Source organism: Rhizomicrobium sp. (assembly GCF_056722145.1).
Window position 1 is genome coordinate 1 of record NZ_JBWZET010000289.1, and the last position, 3,847, is coordinate 3,847.

The 3,847-nt window shown below is 65.6% G+C and carries 5 protein-coding genes; 2 read left to right on the forward strand and 3 right to left on the reverse strand.

Going from position 1 to position 3,847, the window contains the following annotated elements:
* Window positions 1-615: 615 nt before the first annotated feature.
* Window positions 616-1,167, reverse strand: a complete 552-nt coding sequence (locus tag AC1P6P_RS14940) for a tetratricopeptide repeat protein (protein WP_481403236.1) — start codon at window positions 1,165-1,167, stop codon at window positions 616-618.
* 63 nt (window positions 1,168-1,230) lie between these two features.
* Entirely contained in the window at window positions 1,231-1,356 is a 126-nt protein-coding gene (gene ykgO / locus AC1P6P_RS14945) for a type B 50S ribosomal protein L36 (protein ID WP_166936241.1), read from the reverse strand.
* Between the two features lie 174 nt (window positions 1,357-1,530).
* On the opposite strand from ykgO, the gene AC1P6P_RS14950 reads away from it, so the two are divergent.
* The gene (locus AC1P6P_RS14950; RefSeq protein WP_481403237.1) at window positions 1,531-2,805 is read left to right on the forward strand and encodes a lytic murein transglycosylase; all 1,275 of its coding nucleotides are present in this window, start codon (window positions 1,531-1,533) and stop codon (window positions 2,803-2,805) included.
* A 166-nt stretch (window positions 2,806-2,971) separates the two neighbouring features.
* Here the strand turns inward: AC1P6P_RS14950 and AC1P6P_RS14955 are convergent, their stop codons facing one another.
* Window positions 2,972-3,121 (reverse strand): hypothetical protein, encoded by a 150-nt coding sequence (locus AC1P6P_RS14955; RefSeq protein WP_481403238.1) that lies wholly within the window; start codon window positions 3,119-3,121, stop codon window positions 2,972-2,974.
* 121 nt (window positions 3,122-3,242) lie between these two features.
* Here AC1P6P_RS14955 and AC1P6P_RS14960 point away from each other — a divergent pair.
* The coding region (locus AC1P6P_RS14960) for a TSUP family transporter (RefSeq protein WP_481403239.1) at window positions 3,243-3,847 on the forward strand (605 nt) is incomplete at its 3' end.

Genomic DNA, 3,847 nt, shown 5'->3' on the forward strand with positions numbered 1-3,847 from the left:
GTCGTTGACGGCCGGGCCCTCGCTTTGCGGCTTGGGTCGCGACGCCATCTGCGCCGCCGCCTCGCCGCCGACCACGAACCCCTCCAGCGATTGCGCACCCGCCTCGCCGACAAAACTCAACATGATCGCAGCAACCGCCGCCCACCAGACGCGAACCATGACGCCCCCCCAAAAAATCGCTGGCAGTGTAGCGGAAATCCGAGGCCGGCGTGAAAGTCCGACACCGCGGCGAACCGTCCCCGGCTTGCGATGACGGGATGAAAAGATCCAAGCTGCCCGGACATGACATCGATGCACGATCAACGCCGAACGACGAAAAGGCTGACATTGCGGCCACCGACGGCGTCCGACTTGAGCTTCGAAACAGAGCTGCCCGCGCGTCCTTTTCTGCCCCCGCGGGCGAGACGATCTCGACGCTCGCATTAAGACCGTGGGGGAAGTGTCATCCGTAGCCGCAGGCGAGGGATAACGAAGGGGGCTCGCGAAACGCCGAAGCCCCCTTCGTTCGTCTTCGCTTCGCTAGGCCGAACACTTCCCCCACGGTCTATCAGCAGGCGGATAAGTCTCCTCGCCCGCGGGGGCAGAAAACGCAGCCGCCTCGCGGGGGCAGCGGCGCTAAATCCCCTGCCCCTCCACATCGCGCGAGAGGCCGTCGATGTGGCGCTGCAGGCCTTCCAGCTGGGGATCGAGGGCGATGGCGCGGCGGTACAGCTTCAAGGCTTCGCCCTTCTGGCCGAAGTCCTCCAGCATCTGACCGAGCTCGAACAGGGCCGCGAAATGGCGTGGGTTGAGGTCGACGGCCTTCTGCAGCGACACCAGCGCCGCGCCGTCGTCCCCGGCGTCCTGCTGCAGCAACGCGCGGCGATGCCAGCCCTCGGCGAAGCGGGGGGCGAGCGCGGTAACTTCGTCGAGGAGGTGGCGGGCAACCGGCTTGTTGCCGGCGGTCAAGGCGGCTTCGGCCCGGGTCATCAACAGATCGATGGAGGGGCTGCCGCTCCTGAGGAACGTCGCCAGAATCTGGGCTTCGAGCGGTTTGGCGTCTTCAGCCGTCTCAACCGTCTTGAGATCGGCGAACAACTTATCCACAGGCTCGGCCGGCGGCCCGCCAGCCAGCGCTCCCTGGACCAGGGGCAACAGCAACGCCAGGGCTGTAAGAACCTTCCGCATGGCGCAACGCTAAACCACCCGGCGGTGCGCCGGGTAGTCGAATGTCCGTTTAATGGCCTGGAATTAACCCTGGCGCGCCTTGAAACGGGGGTTCTTCTTGTTGATGACGTAGGTGCGGCCGCGGCGCCGGATCACGCGACAGTCCTTGTCGCGCTTCTTGAGCGAGCGGAGCGAGTTGCGGATCTTCATGGCACGCCTTTTGAAACTGCGGAAACTGCGGATTGGCCCCGCCGAGGAGGCGCGGTTCTAGTCGGCGGGGATTGGGGTGTCAACTGTGCGGATTCCGTCGCAAATGGTCGCGATTGCCATGCTATCAAGGGCCCGGCGGTACTGTCCCAAATTGGGTGAGGGGGCGCAATAAAAGTGCGTAGCATTGTTCTGTTTCTGGCCTATGTCCTGAGTCTGGTCATCATGGCCGCCGCTTATGGGGCTTCCGGGGCGCCGATTCCGGTTCCGACGCCATCGCCGCTGCCGGAAATGCAGGCCGAAGACGCCGCCTTCGCCGCGTTTCTGAAGGATTTCCGCGCGCCGGCGCTGGCCGCCGGAATCACGGCGGAAACCTATGATGCGGCGACCCGGACGATCAGCCGCAACCAGCGCATTTCCGACCACAATCTGAATCAGCCCGAGTTCGCGGCCCCGATCTGGCAGTACCTCGATAACGCCGTCTCGCCCGAGCGCATCCGCAACGGCCGCGCGCTGCTGGCCGGCGACGCCGACATCCTGGCGCGGGTCGAATCCCGCTTCCATGTGCCGCCGGAAATCCTGGTATCGATCTGGGGCAACGAGAGCGACTACGGCCGCGGCATGGGCCACTACAACATGTTCGAGGCGCTGGCGACGCTGGCATATGGTGGCCCGCGCACCGACTATGCCCGGCCCCAATTGCTGGCGGCGCTGAAGATGATGCAGCGCGAGAATTACGCCGCCTCCGACATGACGAGTTCGTGGGCCGGCGCCTTCGGCCAGACCCAGTTCGTGCCGACGACCTTCCTCAGCGAGGCGGTCGATGGCGACGGCGACGGCAAAATCGACTTGTGGCGCAATCCCGCCGATGCCCTGGCCTCCACCGCCAACGTGATCGCCGCCGCCGGCTGGGTGAACGGCAAGCCGTGGGGCTATGAAGTGGTGCTGCCGGCGGGCTTTGCCTACGACGAGGCCGATCTCGATATCGTCAAGCCGGTCGCCGCCTGGAGGCGACTGGGCGTGAAAATGACTGCCGGAGCGGAGCTCGCCGCTGCCGACCAGCCGGCCTCGATTTATCTGCCGGCCGGCGCCAGTGGCCCGGCCTTCCTGGTGTTCCCGAATTTCAAGGTCGTGCTCAAGTACAACAACGCCGCCTCCTATGCGCTGGCGGTATGCTTGCTCGCCGATCAGTTGAAGGGCCTTCCCGCCGTTATGGCGACGTGGCCGCGCGGGCTTACCCCGCTCAATCGCGACGAACGGCTGGCCTTGCAAACCTCGCTGCAAACGCTCGGCTTCGATATCGGCAAGCCCGACGGCCTGATCGGCGCCAAATCGCGCGCCGCCGTGCGCGGCTGGCAGAAGGCCCATGCCCTGCCCGCCGACGGCTACGCCACCGCAGACCTCCTCGCCCGCATCGCCAGCGAAGCGCACAACAGGCTGGCGGATAAATAGCGGCGCGGGATTATCGCACATGCGACACCAGTCTCGGTGTCATCGCCCGCCAAATGCGGGCGGCCCAGATCGCGTTGCTCCGCCGCTGCCGTGAGCTCTCGGCTTTTTCTGCAACATCTGTCCTGACGAGACCTGGATGGCCCGCAGTCGCGGGCCATGACAACGTTCACCCGACGTGCGCGATGAAATGGCAGGCCTTGCCGCCGCGCCGCACCGCCTCCACGAACTCGACTTTCACCGGTCGCCTCAGTGCGGTTTCGAAAATCGCCTGATGGGCGGCGCGCAAGGATTCGCAGTGCATGTCGCGGGCGCGCACCGGCCCCGCGCAGTCGAACTACCGCTGCGTTATCGCGAACCATCTCGCTTGCGCGAGGGCAGCCTTGCGGGGCGCGGCCGGGGCGCCTAAGGAACCTCGCCGTTCGCATGTGATTTCGTCGATGCACGACCCCCTTCAGCTATTCAGCCTGTTCTTTCTGGCGCTTGTCGCCGGCACCATCGATGCCATGGCGGGAGGCGGCGGCCTGCTCACCATCCCCGGGCTGATGGCCACCGGCCTGCCGCCGGTGACGGCACTCGCCACCAACAAATTCCAGGCAATCTTCTCGCCGATGAGCGCGGCCTATCATTTCTGGCGCAATGGGCGCCTGCCGGTGCTGAAGCGCTGGAAGCCGGCGCTGTTGTCGATGATGGGTGCGAGCCTTGGCGCCGCCAGCCTCACCTTCGTCGATCCCTCGATCCTGAAGCAGATGGTGCCGTTCCTCTTGATCGCGATCTGCGGCTGGCTGCTGATGAGCGAGGACCTCGGCAAGAAGCCCCGGCCCGCGCGGGTGACGTTCGCGACCCTGGCAGTCACGCTGGTGCCGCTGGTGGGCTTTTACGACGGCTTCTTCGGGCCCGGCACCGGCACCTTCTTCGCCATGGGCATGGTCGGGCTCGGCGGCCTGGCGCTCGACCAGGCGACGGTGGAAGCCAAGCTCTACAATTTCATGAGCAACCTCGGCGCCCTGATCTTCTTCCTCTTCACCGGCCACATCGTCTGGAT

Excerpts from the sequence above, each read along its gene's own strand:
- AC1P6P_RS14940 (WP_481403236.1), bottom strand. The coding sequence starts at position 1,167 with ATGCGGAAGGTTCTTACAGCCCTGGCGTTGCTGTTGCCCCTGGTCCAG.
- ykgO (WP_166936241.1), bottom strand. The coding sequence starts at position 1,356 with ATGAAGATCCGCAACTCGCTCCGCTCGCTCAAGAAGCGCGACAAGGAC.